A 16,636-nucleotide genomic window follows, 5' to 3' on the forward strand; every position below is an offset into this window, starting at 1 on the left:
AAAAAACTCAACTCTCTCTCGTTTTCAGATAGAAAGTTGAGTTTTTGTTTACATTTCGAACGAATTAAGCTTTGGCATATTGGGCTACAACAGCTTCAACTGCTGCTTTCTCACGCTTAATCAAGTCAACACGCGCTGCGATATCCTTGATCCCCATGCGGATGTTACGGCTAAGAGCTAGGTCAGAAAGTTGGGGCTCAAAGAAGGCCTTGTATTCTGCCAAGCGTTGCTCAGTCTTAAATACATGGGCAGGTAGGATAACAAAGCTATCAAAGCTCATATCCCCACCAAGAGCTGCCTTGATCCAATCCCAGTTTTCACGCGCCCATACCCAAACAGTTTCTTGAGTTGTTTGATGATCTAGGAACTGGTAATACCAAGCAGACAAGTCTTGTGGTTTCACAACAAACTTATCCTTCCATGAACGAATCAAGGTTTGGATATTATCAGCATCTGTACTGTAGGCTAGAGCAGCTGCCAACTGACGTTTGAAGACAGCATCTGTGGCATGAGTGTAGAGGTCCAGATAAGTTGCGACCAAGTCCTTGGTCTCATGGTGTTTCATTTCATTGATAAGAACTTGTGCACGGATGGCTGCTGGAAGTCCTGCAAGGTTCTCCTTGTGAGTTGCAAAGATTTGGCTAGCGACTTGACTAGCTTCAGCATCATTTGAGCGAATCATCATAGAAACAGCCAACTGACGAACCAATTCATCCTCATCTGATTCTCCATCTTTGGCTTCAAAACCAAGACGGTCATAGTTATGACGAGCCAATTTAGCAACGAGAGTATTAAAGGCTTTCTCAGTTTCTGTTCCTTCATCGATAAAGCGCTCAAGGGCAGCAATCACTTGAGAAACAGCTGAAACCACAAGGTAAGACTCTTCCTTAGCTAATTTATCAAGGACTGGGAGCAAGTCTGCATAAGAAATGTGCCCTGCTTCAGCAAGCAGACGACGTTCTTGAACGATTTGCAGTTTGCTTGTATTATCAAGTGTCTCTAGCTCAGCAAGAACAGCATCTAACAAGTCTCCTTGATAGTCTGTAATGTAGTGGGCTGTATTTTCAGTGTTAAGACGAAGAGCTGTTTTATTTTCAGCAAGAAGGGCTGCGTAGCCAGGAATTTCGATGCTTTCAGTTTCAAGTGTATCTGGTAGGCCTTTCCAGTTGCTGTTGAGTGGTACAACCCAGAGACGGTTCTTGTCTTCATGCTCACCGATGAAAAATTGTTTTTGTGAAATCTTCAAGACATCATTTTCAACTTTGACAGTGAGAACTGGATATCCAGGTTGTTCCAACCAAGAATCCATGAAAGCTGCAACATCACGTCCTGACGCTTGTCCAAGGGCATTCCATAGGTCACGACCAATGGTATTTCCATATTGGTGCTTTTCAAAGTAGGCATGCAAGCCTTTAGCGAAATCAGCATCTCCTAGCCAACGGCGAAGCATGTGCATGAGACGGCTTCCTTTGGCGTAGACGATAGCTCCGTCAAAGAGGGTATTGATTTCATCTGGGTGTTTGACTTCAACGTGAACAGACTGAACGCCATCCGTCGCATCGCGTTTAAGCGCCGCTGGAACACCGCCTGTTTGGAAATCCTCAAAGATATTCCAACTTGGCTCGATGGCATCCACACAGACATATTCCATCATGTTAGCGAAGCTTTCATTGAGCCAGAGGTCATCCCACCATTTCATAGTCACGAGGTTTCCAAACCATTGGTGGGCCAGCTCATGTGCTACAACTAGGGCAACTTGTTGACGGCTAGCAAAGGTTGAGTTCTCATCCACAACCAAGTAAACTTCACGGTAAGTCACAAGCCCCCAGTTTTCCATGGCACCTGCTGAGAAGTCAGGAAGGGCGATGTGGAGCGATTGAGGAATTGGATACTTAACTCCGTAGTAATCTTCGTAAAACTCGATTGAGCGAACGGCGATGTCTAGTGAGAAATCAAGGTTAGATAGTGGGTGGGCTTTTGTAGAGTAGACACCAACGAGGGTACCATTTTTAGTTTTAGCCGTTACCCCTTGCAAATCACCTGCAACAAAAGCTAACAAGTAAGAAGACATGCGAGGTGTTGTCTCAAACTTCCAGATGCCTGATTCCTTGCGTTTTTCCACATCAATTTCTGGCATGTTTGACAAGGCCACTTCACCTTCTGCCTGGTCAAAACGAAGGGCGAGGTCAAAAGTAGCCTTGGCTTCAGGCTCATCCACACATGGGAAGGCTTCACGCGCAAAATGGCTTTCAAACTGAGTAGACAAGACTTCCTTCTTGATACCATCAACTGTGTAGTAAGAAGGGTAAATCCCTGTCATGTTGTCTGTGATTGTTCCTGAAAAAGTAATAACCAATTCAACTTGACCAGCCTCAGCCAATTCGACATGAAGGGCTTCATTTTCATGATCAACTGTAAATGGACGAGCTTGACCCGCAACTTCTACAGAAGTGATTTCCAAGTCTTTTTGGTGAAGGGAAATACGGTCACTCTGTGCTTGACCAGTGATGGTCACCTTCCCAGAAAAGGTCTTGGTCTCACGACTCAAGTCTAAAAATAAATCATAGTGTTCAGGAACAAATTGCGTAATAAAATGTTCTACTGCTTGCATAGTTTTCTCCTATTCTAAGTTTAAGAGTTTTACTCTTCTTCAAACAAACTTATTATATCATGTTTTGCTTAAGAAAAAAGGATTGGACGGTGATTTCCAAAACTTTCTTCCTTCTGCAGTCTAGAGTGGGTAGACTTTGCGAAATTCTTCTAAAACAACCTTGCTGTCAGGAGTAAAAGTCAGTCCGGTTTCCCTCATCCACTCGGTGAAAAAATCCTCATGAACCTGACGCCAATAGGCTAGGGATTTGTCACCTTCCCCTTCCTTATAGGCATGGTCGGCAGAAACTTGATGAAAAGGCTGAACGGAGACCTTGGTAATTTCGACAATGCAGACAGCCTGATCTTGACTGTCTAAAATGACATCGAAGGTCCCTTCTTGTGGAAGAGGTTCGTCTTCTAGTGCGTAGAGGTCGTAAGCTGAGGCGGTTGCAGTCTTTTCGCCTCTTAGAACCAAGTCGGCCAAGAGATCTGCTTCCACTCCAAAAGCCCAGGCATCTATCTCATCTCCAATCGTGGGGTTAATTTGCTTGTAAATATTCCACATTTCTTGCGGTGTCATAGTTTGCTCCTTTGTAATTTTTTACTTACTTCTTTTATACGTTTGAGATGGTCTGGATGATCAATCTCTAAATTAAAAATCTCTGGAATAGAACTGTAGTGGATAATACACTTGATACCCGTCTGATTCATTTTTTGTATGAAAGAAGCATTCAGATAGCCTGCTACAGCAAAGTCAATCTTTTTCATCCTTGCTTTATCCTGCATATCTCTCAGCATATCTAACATTATTGGACTTTCCATATCATGCCATTGACTATTTCTCACAGTCGCAAAAACAAAAGAAGTCAAATCATTCATTCCAACTACAATCTTTGAAATACCAGTTTCCAGTATCCTGTCCAAGTCAAAATAAGCTGACGGTAACTCAATCATTGTGCCGACTTTTCCAGTAAAACCATGCTCACGCAATACTCTAATAGCTTGTTTTAACTGCTCAGCATCATTGATAAAAGGAAAAATAACAGACAGATTGGGATTTGTTTGATAAACTTCTGTAACGACATGTGCTTCAGCCTGAAATTCTTCAGGACACGCCAGCAAGCGCCTAGTTCCTCTATAACCAAACAAGGGATGATTTTCATCAAAATGCTCTTTAGTCCCCTCTAAACAATTAGCTTCTGTATTTGTTAACTCTGAAAAACGATACCAAACCTCTTCATCTGAGTACAAGGAGCAAATGGTATCTAGATAATCTTTTACAAATTGCTGACAACTTGCTAATAGGATGTTTTGATTAAGCTCTCTCAACAAATATTCCCCACGAATCATACCAACATGATGCAATAATTGAGGGTAAACTTTTTCAACAATTTGTTCGCCACTAAGAGCAAGTTGGTTTTGCATAGCCATTCACCTCGTCTTAAAACATACAATATCAGATATCATTATATGATACCTTCCTCTAGTTCAAAAGCTTCATAAGGTTCAAATAACTCATATCCTAAAAATTCTGCTACTTTTTTGGAAGCCTCGTTATGAGCATCCCAAAGTGGAAACATATCTCTATTTAAACTCTCCAGAATCATTGTAGCACCAAGCTTTTTAGCAAATCCATTTCCTTGTTCGTTTGGTCTAGTTGCAACTTCCACTTCAACTGCTCCACGGTAAACTAACCCTGAGGAAATCCCAGCAATCAGTTCATTATTTTTAAGAATCACAAAGCCAAATCCACCCTTTAAAACAAAATCCTGATAGGACTCAAAATCCCCCTGTAAATCTTGTGACCATTCTTCCTCAGAAAAGCAGTTATAAATATGATTATCAATAGGCACAATATTGTAATCTTCCTCTAAGTGAGTAACTAGACCATTTAGAAATTCAACTTGAAAATTTGCCTTATCTTTAAAAGAATAGCGAGTAAAAGAATTTAGCTCCACTTTCCGATGTAGAAAATCTTGCCAATTAGTATCTTCTGAAATAATAATCTTATAATCTAAACCGTATTTCCTAACAAAATCTTCCCAAAATCTGGAATCCAACTCCCCTGCTAGGTATAGAAAATTTCCAACATCATAAAAGCTTGTTGTCCTATCACTGTTTCGGTAGACAGTTCCGATTTGAGATTTAAGACCATAAAGAACCATATTTTTCTTCCATGTTTTAAATAGTTCCATTATCCCCCTACTTCACCTTCCAATTCATATACAAGGTCTTGTCCAGCTCTGGAAATCCTAATAATTCAGACTTAACCTTCAAGACTAAGGGCGAAGCATTTTTTTCTGTGATCTCTTGAATATCCATCCAAACATATCCGAGCGAATCATTCGCACCATCAGAGACAACTTCCGAAATCGTAACTTGAGCTTCCTTCTCGTTGACCTCAATATCATAAAATGCCATGATATGGTGAACCATAAAATTTTTTAACTCTTCCCTGACGAAAACATCGTAGATTCGAGGATTGGAGTAGTTTCTAACAGTAAAGCCCGTCTCTTCCATAACTTCTCTAATCAGCGTTTCCGTCAATCCTTCATCAAGTTGCTGACTACCACCAGGTAGATCATAACGATGTTGATAAGGGCCTCTCGTTTTTTCAATGCAGAGTAACTTCCCATTTTCAAAGCAAACAGCATAGACTCCAAAGTGTTTTTTGATTTCCATTCAACTCCTCCTACTTCAAACTCCAACCACCATCAATGGTCAGGATTTGTCCTTGCATGGCGCTCGCTTTTCCACTTGCTAAGAAAAGGCTAATCTCTGCTACTTCCTCTGGCTCAATCCAGCGCTTGATTGGCGTTTCACTAGCTACCCAGTCTGCTAATCCACCGGGTTCAAAGTCCGCAGCGGTCATAGCTGTCTTGACTGCCCCTGGAGCAATCCCAAAGACCTGAATACCAGTCTCAGCATAGTCTAGAGCCAACTGCTTGGTAAAGCCAGCTAAGGCGTGCTTAGACGAGGTATAGGCGTGACCACCTCCGCCAGCTAGACTTGAAGCAATCGAACACATATTGATGATGATTCCTTTTTTATTTTCCAACATTTGTGTAAAATAATGCCGAGTCAACTCAACAGGAGTCACGTAGTTGATTTCAAAAATCTCTTGAATTTCCTGCGCTGATTGTTCCAATAAGGGTTTGTAAGCATCCAAAACTCCTGCAGTATTGCACAAAACATCCACCCGAGGGCACCAGTCAAAAACAGGTTTCAAGTCCAAGGTCAAATCTCTCTGTAAAAAGTAGAAATCACCCTCTAAGAGTGGATTTTCACCTTGGTCCACTCCATATACTTGATACCCCTTCTCTAAAAAGAGTCGGGCTTGAGCCAGACCAATCCCTGAACTCACTCCCGTAATCAATACACGTCTAGTCATGCACTTCTACCCAATCCGTCGCCAAAACATCACAAGGTGTCGGGCTCCACATGGAAAAACCTTCCCCTTCTCCAGACACGTTGATGAGGAAATAAGGCGTCACTTCAAGTGCAACCCCGTTTTGCTCGATAGTGTCAAAGAGTTGGACATAGTTTTCAGCCCCTCCCCAACCAGTTCGTACATATTTTTTCTTGTCCTTTAACCCAGGCAGGATTTCTTCAAAAGTCATGTTGTTCTCCTTTAATGCTACATTCTTCATTTAATTATAACAAAAAACCGTTTTCCAACGGCTTTTTGACTGTATCTTAGTTCAATAAAACAAATAGCTATCCAATTTTTTAATTATTTCAGTTCAATTAATTTATTGTAGATTTTCTCAGTCAGTTCTTTCTGTTGCGCTCCTGTTAAATGGTGCGAAGTGCGAATTAATATGGTTCCATAAACATAGTGGGATCCCGGATTTAAAGCAGTTCCATCAAAAGCACTAATATAAGTATTGCGCTTTTCTGCATCTTCTTTTGTCTTATAAACTTCTATATTTCCACCAGCATCATTACCTTTTTGAACAATATCTGAGCCTTCTACAGATTCATTCACTTGCTTGTCAACGAAATATACAGACGCTGTATATCCTCCTTGTTTATTTAATTTTTTATTAGGGTCATTATCCTCCGTAACAGATTGTACTCCAGTAATTGATTCAATTTCTTTGAGTCTTTCTTCAATAAAAGAACTAGAAGGATTTGTAATTTGTTTTAATTGAAGAATGCTATTTTGATAGTGAGTCAATTTTTCAGACAAATTCTTTTTTGTTTCACTATAATCTAATGGTTGACTTAATTCTTCAATTTGCTTCTCAATCTTAGCAGTCGCTTTCTCCATTTCTGGTTCTTTACGAAGTGAATCTTTGCTATCCTTTATAGTTGATTTCAATTCTTCCAATGTCTTAGAATCAAGAGGTTCTTCATTATTCTCAATAACCTTTTCAGCCTCAGCTATTTGATCTTCAACTTCTTTATTCTTTTCATTTAAATCCTTTACTACATCTTCAAACTTAGTTACAACAGCTTGATGAGGCACATAGGATAAGAAATAGTATCCTGTTGCCAAACCTAAAGCAATAAAAGTAATAAGCCCAACAATCATTGATTTCTTCATTTTAAACTCCTTAATTTATAAGCAATCTCTTCTATATTTTAATATATTGTTTTAAAAATTTCAAGTTTAAAAAGCTATAGAATCAACTTATTGCCAGATATACAAAAACGATAACCACTTCTCAGTAGTTACCGTTGATTTCTTTTGATTAGTCTTTCCCACCAAGTTTGCTGTTGATGGTCATCATGATGCTGGCTATCTTCTCACCCCAGTACGGATCGGAAGCATAGCGAACATTCATTCCAGTTGCCTTGTTTCCAAGGTGGTCTCTACCATAGTCAATGTAATTTTCACGAATCCACTTGGCCGCTCCAAGAATTCCTTTGTCCACATTATCAAAGCTCTTGGCTGAGAGATATGGGCTAGTATCATAAGCAGCAATACCAAAGAAGTTGTTCTTATCTCTGGCAATTTGACTACGTCCCCACGCACTTTCAAGAGCGCTATGTGCCATCAAGTAAAGGGCATTGACACCGTAGCGTTCCTCAGCTTCTTTGAAAGTCGCTCCTTTACCTGCTAGAGGACTATCCTGCAAGTTCATCATCGAATACAGTTTATCCAATTCAGCTGCACTATAATTACTTGGTTCTCTTAAGTTTTTATAGAGGAAAGGATTTTTAATGGTAAAGCCATCAAAGTGCTCTCCATCAGTTGAGTAGTACTTCTTACCAATAACCATAGCAGAGGTGTGTGGAGCTACTTTGATACTCGTATATGGAGAGAGTTCATGGTAGAGGAATTTCCCATCACTAGTATAATGAGGGATAAACTCGCTACCTTCATCTACTGCTGTCAAATCACTTTGATTCATATAGCCAGACAAGCCAGAAATCGAAACTGCAAGTCGGCCGCCTTTTCGCGTTGAGCTATCCAGTGAAACAATGCTTCCTTGGTTAATGTAACTCAAGATTTCTCCAGATGCACTATAGACATAGGCAGTGATTGGTTTAACTTTGTAATATTTGGTTTTATCCGCAACATGCCATCTACCAGAAGCATCCAAGGTATGACCATCCACAGTTTCATTTTTTGCCATATAACCGCCTGATTTAAGGTAATACCATGATTGGTCGGATGAATCGTAGATTAATTCTTTCTCAGCCATCTTTCCATTTGACTTGAGGTAGAACCAGTTGTTCTTGTACCATACCCACTCACTCGCAGCCATATAACCACCAGATTTGAGATAGTAGTAACCATTATCCCAGAGCCATTCTTTATTGGCATAATTTCCATCAGAGTTGATATAGAACCAAGAGTTAAAATTCTTGTCAAAGAGCCAACCTTTGCCAGCTTTTGCTCCACTACTCGTCACATAGCTACGGTCAATCCAAGTTTCCGTAGAAAGGTAGCCACCTGATTTGAAATGGTAATCCTTGCCTTTGATGGTTTGCCAACCTTTCTCAGCATAGGTTCCGTCAGCTTTCAAGTAAAACCAAGAGTTATAATTCTTGTCAAAGAGCCATTCCGATTTCAATTTAGCTCCACTTTTAGCAACATAGAAGCGGTCAATCCAGCTTTCTGTAGAAAGATAACCGCCTGATTTGAAATGGTAATCTTTTTCTTTGATCGTTTCCCAGCCTTTTTCGGCATAGCTACCATCAGCTTTCAAGTAAAACCAAGAATCATAATTCTTATCAAAGAGCCATTCCGATTTCAATTTAGCTCCACTTTTAGCAACATAGAAGCGGTCAATCCAACGCTCAGTTGAAAGATAACCGCCTGATTTAAAATGGTAGTCATTCCCACCTATGGTTAACCAGCCATTTTCAGCATAGGTACCGTCTTGTTGGAGGTAGAACCAACTGCTATAGTTGTCATCATAAATCCAGGCTTGTTTAACTTTATTACCATTTTCTGATAGATAGTTCTTACCAAGCCAAGCATTTTTCAGCATTTTCCCTTGTGAATTGATGTAGTATTGGTTCTCCCCTTGAGTGATCCACTCATCTTTGGCCATCTTGCCATCTTCTTTAAGGTAATATTTTTCCTGACCTTGAGTAATCCACTCGTTTTTAGCTTTCTGACCATCAGGCTTGAGATAATACCAGGATTCTTGTTCCTGATTAAATACCCACTGTTCCTTAGCTTTAGCACCACTTTCAGTCACATAGTACTGTCCAACCCACGTTTTCGTAGCTAATTTTCCAGCTTCATTAAAATAGTAATCCTTACCACCAACTGTTAGCCAGCCGTTCTCAGCACGATTTCCATCAGCTGTTAAATAAAACCAGGCCTGTTGCGTTTGGTCAAAAAGCCATTGCTTGGTTGCTGGTTTCCCGTCTGCTTTGAGGTAGGTCTTTCCTTGCCAAGTTCCCTCTTCTGCTTTTGCTGTCTCCACTACAGTAAAAAAACACCCCAATAAGCCAGCACTTACTAGGGCCACTTTCCATCGTTTCATTTAAATGCTCCAATAACGTTTTCTAAACCCTATTGTAACATAGTTAATAGACGGAAATATTACAAATTGATGAAGATTCTATTTCTTGTTGACGATAAGGAAGACCTAGCTTATCTCAGGCTGGCTTTGACTTCCTGACGGAGATTTTCTAGACTGCTAATGCCGTATTTATCCATGACTTTTGGTAAATTTTCAATAATATCAGGACAGGCATATGGATTGGTAAAATTGGCTGTTCCAACTCCGATGGCAGAGGCACCAGCCAGATACATTTCTAGCGCTGCTTCAGCAGAATCCACTCCCCCCATTCCAATAATGGGCAGGTCTGTTGTTTGAGCTACTTGTCGGATGAGTTTGAGGGCTACTGGAAAAACTGCTGGACCTGACATTCCACCTGTTCCATTGGCTAGGATTGGTTTTCTAGTTTTGAGGTCAAAGCGCATACCGACTAGAGTATTGATCATGGTTAAGCCACTTGCTCCTGCATCTTCTGCGGCTTTGGCGATGGTGACAACATCCGTTACACTAGGGGTTAACTTGACATAGACTGGCACATCAGAGGCTTCCACAGCCGCTTTTACCACTTCATAAGCCAAATCAGGATCTTGCCCAATCAAAAGTCCATGATTACCGTGATCCACATTCGGACAAGAGATATTGAGCTCGATAGCTTTTACATTTGTAGCCTTGGAAATCCCCTGAGAAACGGCAGCGTACTCTTGTTTTGAAAAGCCTGCAACATTTGCGATGATGGGAAGCGTAGGATACTCTCTTTCCAGCCAAGGCAACTTTTCAGCTAAAACAGCTTCTAAGCCAGGATTTTGCAAGCCGATTGCATTAAGCATACCGGCAGGTGTCTCTGCAACTCTGGGAGTTGGATTGCCAAAACGCGGTTCAAGTGTCGTTGCCTTGATCATAATGGAGCCTAAAAGATCTAAATCATAGTACTTGGCATACTCCTGACCAAAACCAAAACAGCCTGATGCTGGTATGATAGGATTTTTCAACTCTAAGCCCGGTAGAGAAACTTGTAAACGTTTGTTAGTCATGACTTTCTCCTTATAATACAACTGTTCCTGTGCGAAAAACAGGGCCATCTTCACAGACGCGTTGGCTGACGGTCTCACTATCTGGCACTTTTAGAACGCAGGCATAGCAAGCTCCCATCCCACAAGCCATACGAGATTCTAGAGATAGATAGGCTCTTGGATGATCATAAAAGGTTTGATTGATATACTTCATCATTCCCGGAGCACCACATGAGTAAACCGCATCAAATTGACTGTCTAAATCATTGATAACAACAGAAACATTTCCCTTGATGCCATAAGAACCATCATCTGTCGTTACAAAGACCTGACCATATCGGGCCAATTCGGTTTCGAGAATAACAGCATCCTTAGTCGCAAAACCGAGGACTGTCACTACTGTCACCCCACGCGCATGCAATTCCTTGGCTACTTCTAGCAAGGGTGGAACACCAATCCCACCACCAACGAGGAGGACTTGACTCTGGTCGTCTAGGTCAGACAAGTCAAAACCATTTCCCTGAGGTCCCATCACATCAAGAGTATCTCCCTGACTTAAGGTTGAAAAAATAGCTGTCCCAGCCCCCTCAATCCGATAAATAAGGTGACACTGCTTGTTTGCTTTGTCAATAGACGAAATTGAAATAGGGCGGCGCAAGAGATGGGCGTCATCAGGCACACGCAGATGAAGAAATTGGCCGGCTCGCATAGCTTCAACCATTTCCCCTTCTAGGACTAATTCAAAGATTGCTGGCGCAATTTCCTCCTGTGCAACCACCTTCATGGTTTCCAAACGAATGGCACCCATACGCTTCTTACATGTGGGATTCATGACTTTTCCTCCTTAAATTTTAAGGGGACCAGATAAAGAAAAGACCTTGCTATTGCAAGGTCTCAGTCGAGATAGGACAGAATTCATGCGCACACCTAAAAAGTCTCCACAGAGAGTTCCCTATCACTTTTATCTGACACCTTGTGAGTCTCTCTGGACTCCCCTTAAAGGTTAAATTTGTATTAGTATACTCTTTCAAAGTAAAAAAGTCAAGTAGAAAACGAACATTCTACTTGACTTTACTGGATTATTTTTCACGAATCACTTCGACTTTGTAGCCATCAGGATCCTTGACAAAGTAATAGTTTGGTGGGGTTCCAGGTAGGCCTTTTGGCTCTGTAACCTCATAGCCTTTCGCGCTATGTTCTTGATGAAGTGCCTCAAGATCAGGTGTACTGAGGGCGATATGGGCAAAACCATCTCCTACCACGTAAGGACCGTGATCGTAGTTATAGGTCAACTCCAACTCATAGTCATCCCCCTCAAGTCCTAGATAGACAATCGTGAAGGCATAATCTGGGAAATCCTTACGACGCAATTCTTTAAAACCAAAAGCATCTTGATAGAATGCGATTGATTTTTCAAGGTTTTCTACTCGCAAGCAAGTGTGTAGCATTTTTGAAGCCATTTTCATTACCTCTTTCATTTGAATAGTTCCATTATACCTTTATTCAGAAAAATTTACTAGAAACTTGAACTAGAGTCCTCTTCTCTACGCTTTCATTCTAAGCAGCACTTTTTCGATTTTCCTTGCGTATATTGCGAATAAGGAAAAGCATGATAAGGATAAAAAGCCCCTCAAGGAAGTAGAAAGTAAATTCGCTGTTCATGATTAGTAAGTCTCTGTTAAAATATTTATTATCGAAAACTGAATTTGGTGCGAATAGGATTCGGAACAGTCTTCTTAGGAAAATAAAGATCTGCAAGCCATAAATCATAAAGACCTTCTTCACACCAATTATGAAGCCTTGTTCCTTTGTAAAATAAGACAAGGCAACTCCATTTAACAAGAGGATAACCGTTATGGCCAGTGTTTCATTTCGTAGAATAGTTGGATCAAAGTTATCTAAACGGCTCTGAATGTAGGGCAACGTTTGAAAGAGTAAGATTCCCAAGATTGCTGGTATGAAAATTTTCTTCAGAGATGGTGGAAATCCAGGACTAAATCTTGTAAAAGACAAGCAAATCACAAGAATTGCAAAAATATGGAAGTAAGCTATTGCAACTCCTGAAATAGTCTGGCTTCGATTTACCAAAGCAGAAAGAACACCAGCAGAAAGAAAGATACCGACAGGAATCAGCTTATCCAAAGAATAATCCCATTTCAGCCCCTGACTCACTTGGAAACCATCGATGAAGCTGAAAAATGTAATGAACATAAGGGCACCAATGAGACCAAATGGTAAGGATGGAATGACGAGGGTTAATAACAAGATTAATAGGAACCATGGATGAGGGCTGTAGTAGAGTTTTCGTTTTTCCCCCCTAGCAGTCACTCCTTCCTCAATCGGTGTTTTCCTTAATTTTAGCATATAGACGTAAAAGAGAGAAAACATACCCGCATGAACCCATGAATTATAACCAGGTCGCTCTATAATACTGAGTATCAAACTTACAATCGTAAAGAGGCCAAAGAAAATCTGAAGAAACTTATTTTTAAAGACCTGTCTTTTTTTCCAATCCAAATAAGAGAGCTTAGCCTTTGGATGACTAAGTTCATAAGCATAAATTGTCATCTCTTCTAGTTTCTGGTCTGTCTCCTCCGTCATCATTTGGGGAGCCATTTTAGAAGTAGGAAAAGGAGCTAAAACATATCTCAGGAGATCGCCATCTGTAAATCGATGGTACTCCTTATAGATCTGTTGAAGTAAAATCGTTAGAATGCGTGGTCTTCCTTTAAAGTAGCTTCTCCACTTCTCCCAATCATTGATATCTTCATCGCTCTTAGTGAGCTTATCTATATAAAGATAACCTTCATTGTACCAGTAATCAAAATTTTCCTTTTTGTCTAGTTCATACTCCTCTACCACTGAAGGATAGGAATGGATACTCTTCCAGAAATGGAGTTTTTTCAGGTAAGGATTTGATTCCTCATCACTGTAACGCTCCACAAATTGGAAAACAAGGGCTAACACTTTCGCATTGGTTAAAGGATAGACGTCCACCTTTTCTAACAAATAAAGTAGGAGCGTGTGATCTTTGACTGATTCAAAAAGATATTGCCAATCACGTAACAGTTTGTATTCGTCTTGATAGCGAGCATGGAGCAACTCATAAAAGGCTACCTCAACTTCTTCCGGATTATCTAGAGAGTAGTGATTAAAGTCAACGTTTTCCCCCATCTCCTCTTTTATTTCCTCTAAGTAAGCAGCCAAGTCATTCAAGAGTGGATAATCCTCTTCAAACATGGCTTGTCGGTTTTTTTCAAGGATATAGGTTAAAACAGGAATGCTCTTGATTATCTGACGATTTTGATTTACTTGATCCAAGACCATGAAGGCCAAATAGGGGTGCTTGAAAAACTCTATCCAAGAGCTTAATTGATTTGCTTTGTTAGAATCTTGAAGAATTTCTTGGCAAAGTTGATAGGAATAAGAGAATTGCTCAGTGGCTTCTTGTGCGCTCTCAAGCGAACTTCCTTCCTCTTCTGCTATATCTCTTTTGACCTTCCAGTACTTGAGTTTATAGTAATAACCCCAGTACTTAAAGTCTGGTACATAGTCTTCCAGTAAGGGAATGATGATAGAGAATTGCTCAGGTTTATTAAAAATATAAACATCCATTTCCTCTAAAACGGATTGAACAATGTCCATATCATACTGATACTGATGAAAGAACTGACGCCATAGATGCTCTTGTTCTTCTGGACTGTAATCATCATTTTTAACAATACTTTCAATCGCATTTCGAATCAAATAGGCTGCTTCATTATAACTACTAAAGTCAAGAGTAGACCTTGTTGTTCCTTCTTGCCCACGGTTCTCTTCATCACCAAACGTTTCAAAATTGAGGGGATTCGTAGCTCTTTCTTCAGAATCTCCATTTAGCTGAACTTCCTCATCATAGTCACTAAAGTCAAGGGTGGACTTTTGCTCATTCTCTTCTGCTTTAAAGGTTTCAAAGTTAAAGGAATTGCTTGTTTTATCAGTTGATTGCTGATAATCACTGAAATCAATACTAGATCTTTCAGACTCTTCGTTCTCAGTCTTCGTTTCTTCAGTCAAGTTTTCAAAGTTGAGACTAGAGTTAAGTTTTTCATTCGCCTCTTCTTCAAGTTCACTAGCTTCTTGAGAGTCACTCGCTTTTTTGAGACTATTTTCTGGTCTTGTGTTTCTAGACCTTGCATAAGTCAAGGCTTTTTGATAAGCTTCAACAATTTCTTGGTAAATTTCTGGTTGGTCTTCTGGGTGATAGAGCCGAACCAGTTCAGCATAACGCCTTCTGATTAGTTTGACGTCAGTCGTTGGCTCTATTCCTAAAGTTTCCCATATATTCATAAGGTCTCCTCTTTTACAGTCCTCGCTCTAGGAAGTCTAAATAATTTGAAAATGATTGATAGAGTTTTGGCAAATGATACATAGATGCTTGGCTGACCTCTTCTTCAAATCGTCTAGTTTCAGCCATTAGCTCATCTCTTCTTCTCCCCAAGAGCATACTGTACACGCGATTCGCTTTTTCAATCAAGAAACGATAAACCTCTGTTTCTTGAGCATTGATCTTATAGCGAGTCAACTCTGCTTGCTTAGCCTTGATTTCCTTTTCTGTCAGAGTAACACTATCTTGGAGAATAACATGACTAAAGACTTCCTGTGTTGAATCAATTTTCACTTCAACATCCAAAATTCCATTTAAATCATAGGTAAACCGAACTGTGAAACTTTCATTTACTCTAGTATTGACAGGGACGGGAACTTCTAATTCTCCTAGGAACAGGTTTTGTGATGCCTTCATCATCTCACCTTGATAGACCTTTATCTTGACTTGACTCTGTCCCAATTCAGCCGTATAGTACTGCTCGATGCGTGAAGCAGGTAGGGTAGAATTTCGCTCAATAATCGGCGAAAAACGGTCTCCAACTATCTCAATTCCTAGTGTAAAAGGACAAATATCAGACAGCAGCAAATCTCGTATCTCACCCTGCCGTTCTTTTATTCCTGCTAGAAGTGCACAACCTCTCGCAATCATCCGATCGGGATCATCCGAAACCTGAACCATTTGATTGATACAGTAAGACAAAAAGTCCTGAACCAAGCGGAGTTTCGAAGTCCCCCCAACAAGAACAAAGTTATCAGATGATACATAGCTATAGCGTGCATCCATCAAGGCACGATCCAAAACGGCCTTAACACGGGCTAGCAGAGGTTGACAAAGCTCATAAAATCGCTGGTAGCTCAAGTCTAAAAAGTATTCCTTCTCTTGCTCCATCACTGTCATCTTCACTTCTTCTTTATCATTAAGTTCCAGCTTTGTCTTTTCAGCCTGTACCAGAATTTTGCTGTAAAATTCGCGGGAAATCGTATCCTTGGTTAATTGATTAGAAACTAAAAATTCCTCAGCAATAGCCGCAGTAAAGTCTTCTCCTCCCAAACGATTGTCCCCTGCAATCGACACGATTTCGACAATGTTATCAAAAAGCTCTACAACTGAAATGTCAAGAGTACCACCACCAAAATCGACCACAATAAAAGATTGATCTTCTTGGTTTACCATAGATCTTTTAGCAAGAGCTGCTGCAGAGGGTTCATTGATAATCCGATCAATCTGAACTCCAGCAAATTTTCCTGCTAGTTTGGTCGCATAACGTTGAGCATCATTGAAATAGGCTGGAACACTGACAATCACTTCCTCGACCTTTTCCCCAAGATAGTTCTCTGCATCGTCTACCAACTTTCGAATGATAAAAGAGCTTAATTCTTCAGCCTTATATGCTCGATTTCCTAGCGTCAACTCATGCTTGGTCCCCATAAAACGCTTGAACTGAGAAACCGTCTTATCTGGGTGGGTCACCAAGCGTTCCTTGGCAATTTTTCCAACTATAATCTCATCATTGTCATCTAAAGCCACAACAGAAGGAGTCAAATACTCACCAAAAGCATTGGGAATCAGCTTGACCTGACCATCTTGATAAACCCCTACTAAAGAATTAGTCGTTCCTAAATCAATACCTACTATCATCTTCTTCTAACTCCAAATCTTTTTAGATATTCCTATTATACAAGAAATATCCTATTTTC

General features: G+C 40.4%; 14 protein-coding genes. All 14 read right to left on the reverse strand.

Annotated features, from left to right (window positions below; genetic code table 11):
* Positions 1 to 64 precede the first annotated feature (64 nt).
* The 14 genes from HMPREF2766_RS06865 to HMPREF2766_RS06930 all read right to left on the reverse strand — a co-directional run bounded on the left by HMPREF2766_RS06865 (position 65) and on the right by HMPREF2766_RS06930 (position 16,577).
* Entirely contained in the window at positions 65 to 2,611 is a 2,547-nt protein-coding gene (locus tag HMPREF2766_RS06865) for a M1 family metallopeptidase (protein WP_070568810.1), read from the reverse strand.
* A 120-nt stretch (positions 2,612 to 2,731) separates the two neighbouring features.
* Complete coding sequence (locus tag HMPREF2766_RS06870) at positions 2,732 to 3,172, reverse strand: ASCH domain-containing protein (RefSeq protein ID WP_000188825.1); 441 nt, start codon at positions 3,170 to 3,172, stop codon at positions 2,732 to 2,734.
* Positions 3,169 to 4,017 carry a putative PEP-binding protein gene (locus tag HMPREF2766_RS06875; RefSeq protein ID WP_008276044.1) on the reverse strand — a complete coding sequence of 283 codons (849 nt, stop codon included), beginning with the start codon at positions 4,015 to 4,017 and terminating at the stop codon, positions 3,169 to 3,171. The genes HMPREF2766_RS06870 and HMPREF2766_RS06875 overlap by 4 nt, the downstream gene beginning before the upstream one ends.
* A gap of 41 nt (positions 4,018 to 4,058) precedes the next feature.
* The gene (locus HMPREF2766_RS06880) at positions 4,059 to 4,787 is read right to left on the reverse strand and encodes a GNAT family N-acetyltransferase (RefSeq protein ID WP_000418697.1); all 729 of its coding nucleotides are present in this window, start codon (positions 4,785 to 4,787) and stop codon (positions 4,059 to 4,061) included.
* Between the two features lie 7 nt (positions 4,788 to 4,794).
* Positions 4,795 to 5,274, reverse strand: a complete 480-nt coding sequence (locus tag HMPREF2766_RS06885) for an NUDIX hydrolase (RefSeq protein ID WP_000403326.1) — start codon at positions 5,272 to 5,274, stop codon at positions 4,795 to 4,797.
* A gap of 10 nt (positions 5,275 to 5,284) precedes the next feature.
* Positions 5,285 to 5,983, reverse strand: a complete 699-nt coding sequence (locus tag HMPREF2766_RS06890; RefSeq protein ID WP_000198455.1) for a 3-oxoacyl-ACP reductase — start codon at positions 5,981 to 5,983, stop codon at positions 5,285 to 5,287.
* Positions 5,976 to 6,212 carry a DUF2829 domain-containing protein gene (locus HMPREF2766_RS06895; RefSeq protein ID WP_000141924.1) on the reverse strand — a complete coding sequence of 79 codons (237 nt, stop codon included), beginning with the start codon at positions 6,210 to 6,212 and terminating at the stop codon, positions 5,976 to 5,978. The genes HMPREF2766_RS06890 and HMPREF2766_RS06895 overlap by 8 nt, the downstream gene beginning before the upstream one ends.
* Positions 6,213 to 6,325: 113 nt before the next feature.
* Complete coding sequence (locus tag HMPREF2766_RS06900; RefSeq protein WP_000749426.1) at positions 6,326 to 7,141, reverse strand: hypothetical protein; 816 nt, start codon at positions 7,139 to 7,141, stop codon at positions 6,326 to 6,328.
* Between the two features lie 148 nt (positions 7,142 to 7,289).
* The gene (locus HMPREF2766_RS06905; RefSeq protein ID WP_070568813.1) at positions 7,290 to 9,542 is read right to left on the reverse strand and encodes a glucosaminidase domain-containing protein; all 2,253 of its coding nucleotides are present in this window, start codon (positions 9,540 to 9,542) and stop codon (positions 7,290 to 7,292) included.
* A 110-nt stretch (positions 9,543 to 9,652) separates the two neighbouring features.
* Positions 9,653 to 10,639: a dihydroorotate dehydrogenase gene (locus HMPREF2766_RS06910; RefSeq protein ID WP_180364418.1), complete on the reverse strand. Its 987-nt coding sequence runs from the start codon at positions 10,637 to 10,639 to the stop codon at positions 9,653 to 9,655.
* On the reverse strand, positions 10,602 to 11,402 hold the full coding sequence (locus HMPREF2766_RS06915; RefSeq protein ID WP_049479186.1) for a dihydroorotate dehydrogenase electron transfer subunit: 801 nt from the start codon (positions 11,400 to 11,402) through the stop codon (positions 10,602 to 10,604). Before HMPREF2766_RS06915 ends, HMPREF2766_RS06910 begins: the two co-directional genes overlap by 38 nt.
* Positions 11,403 to 11,649: 247 nt before the next feature.
* Entirely contained in the window at positions 11,650 to 12,030 is a 381-nt protein-coding gene (locus HMPREF2766_RS06920; RefSeq protein WP_000157143.1) for a lactoylglutathione lyase, read from the reverse strand.
* A gap of 97 nt (positions 12,031 to 12,127) precedes the next feature.
* A complete protein-coding gene (locus tag HMPREF2766_RS06925; RefSeq protein WP_070568820.1) occupies positions 12,128 to 14,899 on the reverse strand; it encodes a J domain-containing protein in 2,772 nt (923 codons plus the stop codon).
* Positions 14,900 to 14,912: 13 nt separating this feature from the next.
* A complete protein-coding gene (locus HMPREF2766_RS06930; RefSeq protein WP_070568823.1) occupies positions 14,913 to 16,577 on the reverse strand; it encodes a molecular chaperone HscC in 1,665 nt (554 codons plus the stop codon).
* Positions 16,578 to 16,636: the final 59 nt, after the last annotated feature.

The organism is Streptococcus sp. HMSC076C08 (genome assembly GCF_001810825.1).
Lineage (GTDB): Bacteria > Bacillota > Bacilli > Lactobacillales > Streptococcaceae > Streptococcus.

What these genes read in the sequence shown, in the direction of transcription:
- HMPREF2766_RS06865 (WP_070568810.1), bottom strand. Translation starts at nt 2,611, where the DNA reads ATGCAAGCAGTAGAACATTTTATTACGCAATTTGTTCCTGAACACTAT.
- HMPREF2766_RS06870 (WP_000188825.1), bottom strand. Translation starts at nt 3,172, where the DNA reads ATGACACCGCAAGAAATGTGGAATATTTACAAGCAAATTAACCCCACG.
- HMPREF2766_RS06875 (WP_008276044.1), bottom strand. Translation starts at nt 4,017, where the DNA reads ATGCAAAACCAACTTGCTCTTAGTGGCGAACAAATTGTTGAAAAAGTT.
- HMPREF2766_RS06880 (WP_000418697.1), bottom strand. Translation starts at nt 4,787, where the DNA reads ATGGAACTATTTAAAACATGGAAGAAAAATATGGTTCTTTATGGTCTT.
- HMPREF2766_RS06885 (WP_000403326.1), bottom strand. Translation starts at nt 5,274, where the DNA reads ATGGAAATCAAAAAACACTTTGGAGTCTATGCTGTTTGCTTTGAAAAT.
- HMPREF2766_RS06890 (WP_000198455.1), bottom strand. Translation starts at nt 5,983, where the DNA reads ATGACTAGACGTGTATTGATTACGGGAGTGAGTTCAGGGATTGGTCTG.
- HMPREF2766_RS06895 (WP_000141924.1), bottom strand. Translation starts at nt 6,212, where the DNA reads ATGACTTTTGAAGAAATCCTGCCTGGGTTAAAGGACAAGAAAAAATAT.
- HMPREF2766_RS06900 (WP_000749426.1), bottom strand. Translation starts at nt 7,141, where the DNA reads ATGAAGAAATCAATGATTGTTGGGCTTATTACTTTTATTGCTTTAGGT.
- HMPREF2766_RS06905 (WP_070568813.1), bottom strand. Translation starts at nt 9,542, where the DNA reads ATGAAACGATGGAAAGTGGCCCTAGTAAGTGCTGGCTTATTGGGGTGT.
- HMPREF2766_RS06910 (WP_180364418.1), bottom strand. Translation starts at nt 10,639, where the DNA reads ATGGCCCTGTTTTTCGCACAGGAACAGTTGTATTATAAGGAGAAAGTC.
- HMPREF2766_RS06915 (WP_049479186.1), bottom strand. Translation starts at nt 11,402, where the DNA reads ATGAATCCCACATGTAAGAAGCGTATGGGTGCCATTCGTTTGGAAACC.
- HMPREF2766_RS06920 (WP_000157143.1), bottom strand. Translation starts at nt 12,030, where the DNA reads ATGGCTTCAAAAATGCTACACACTTGCTTGCGAGTAGAAAACCTTGAA.
- HMPREF2766_RS06925 (WP_070568820.1), bottom strand. Translation starts at nt 14,899, where the DNA reads ATGAATATATGGGAAACTTTAGGAATAGAGCCAACGACTGACGTCAAA.
- HMPREF2766_RS06930 (WP_070568823.1), bottom strand. Translation starts at nt 16,577, where the DNA reads ATGATAGTAGGTATTGATTTAGGAACGACTAATTCTTTAGTAGGGGTT.